General features: G+C 51.6%; 2 protein-coding genes. One reads left to right on the top strand and one right to left on the bottom strand.

Annotated elements, in window-relative coordinates:
- Positions 1-529, top strand: a 529-nt coding sequence (locus tag BLO43_RS16210) for an RIO1 family regulatory kinase/ATPase domain-containing protein (RefSeq protein WP_302847708.1), incomplete at its 5' end; no start/stop codon positions are given.
- Positions 530-700: 171 nt separating this feature from the next.
- Here BLO43_RS16210 and BLO43_RS16205 read toward each other — a convergent pair.
- Positions 701-1,069 carry a winged helix-turn-helix transcriptional regulator gene (locus tag BLO43_RS16205; RefSeq protein ID WP_074633458.1) on the bottom strand — a complete coding sequence of 123 codons (369 nt, stop codon included), beginning with the start codon at positions 1,067-1,069 and terminating at the stop codon, positions 701-703.
- Positions 1,070-1,425 lie beyond the last annotated feature (356 nt).

The following is a 1,425-nucleotide window of genomic DNA, read 5'->3' as shown; positions in this document are numbered from 1 at the left end:
TAATTTCTTCGAAGGCGTGCTGCTGATGGAACTGGTGACCGGCGCCAATGGCGAGGCCGCCCCCCGGCTCAATGATCTGGCGCTCACGGCGGAACAGGCGCGTGCGCACCACCTCACCCTTATCAGGCAGGTGGTGCGCATGCTTTGCGCCGGCATCGTCCACGGCGATTTGTCTGAATACAATGTGCTTGCCGGCAGCGACGGACTTGTCATCATCGACCTGCCCCAGGCCATTGACGCGGCGGCCAACAACAACGCCCGCGGTATGCTGGTACGCGACATGGATAACCTCGCCGCCTACTTTGGCCGCTTTGCTCCCGAATTGCTCACGACTGACTATGGCAGGGAAATATGGTCGTTCTACCAGAGCGGGAGACTGCTTCCGGAGACGAAGCTGACCGGCTATTTTGAGCGTGACGAGAGACCGGCTGATGTAAGCAGCGTCATGCGGGAAGTGGACGCCGCACTCAAAGAAGAAGCGGAACGGCAACGATACAAGCAGGAAATGGCAAGCAGGATACCCTCCTGATTTGAGCTCACCCAAATAGCAAATCGTGAAGAATCAGCGATTCATTTGTCACCGAAGGTATCAGTATATGGGTAACGAGGCCGCCCATACTACAAACCGCCATTGAAGTGATCTGTCTCTGATAATCGCCGATCGGCTCCACGCGTCTGATACGTGTCAGGTTGCCTGACGTTACCTGACCGCGGGGAATAGCTGAGTACCGGGGTAATACTCCTGACTCCAGGAAATCATGGCCGCCAGCACCGGCGCCAAACTTTCACCCTTCTGTGTAAGAAAGTACTCATAGCGTGCAGGCTTCTGCTGATAGGCCTGTCGGCTAATGACACCCGCGGCTTCCAATTTCTTCAAGCGATCTGCAAGGATATTTGAAGCGATTTTCTCCGGTGAGGATATCAATTCCAGGTAGCGGCGTTTGCCCAGAACCAGATCCCGAATAATCAGCAACGTCCATTTATCGCCAAAAATATCCAATGCATTCGTGAGCGGACAGCACGACCTCTCGAAAGCAAATTCTCCTTCCATCGTCTTATCGTCATTCATAACTTGCCTGCACTAAAAATTACCGAGTTAATAATATAGTATGGTTACTTGCATTTTGCAATATATTAAGCTAAGCTTCAATCACTTGCTTATTGAAAGCTATAAAGTCAGGCATGACCGGCAAACTGACCATGAAGATTTTTATTATATTGAAACTCCATCAGCTTAGCCGGTTCGAGCGTACAGGGAGTATTCCCAATTATCAGCGGATATCGGAGTAAAGAATGTCAAACAAATTAGCTTATAAGTGGCGTAAAGCATCCATTGACGCATCCCTCCGGCCTGTATTAGTGGGTGGTCTGAAAGGGATCGAGAAGGAAAGCCTGCGCATCACCCGCGCCGGAGCCCTCTCGCAA

The sequence above is a fragment of the Nitrosospira sp. Nsp13 genome, from assembly GCF_900101945.1.
GTDB classification, from domain to species: domain Bacteria; phylum Pseudomonadota; class Gammaproteobacteria; order Burkholderiales; family Nitrosomonadaceae; genus Nitrosospira; species Nitrosospira multiformis_D.
The sequence above is the reverse complement of the archived record's forward strand: the minus strand, read 5'-3'. Positions and strand labels throughout refer to the sequence as shown.

Coding starts and splice junctions, on each gene's coding strand:
- BLO43_RS16205 (WP_074633458.1), bottom strand. CDS start 1,069: ATGAATGACGATAAGACGATGGAAGGAGAATTTGCTTTCGAGAGGTCG.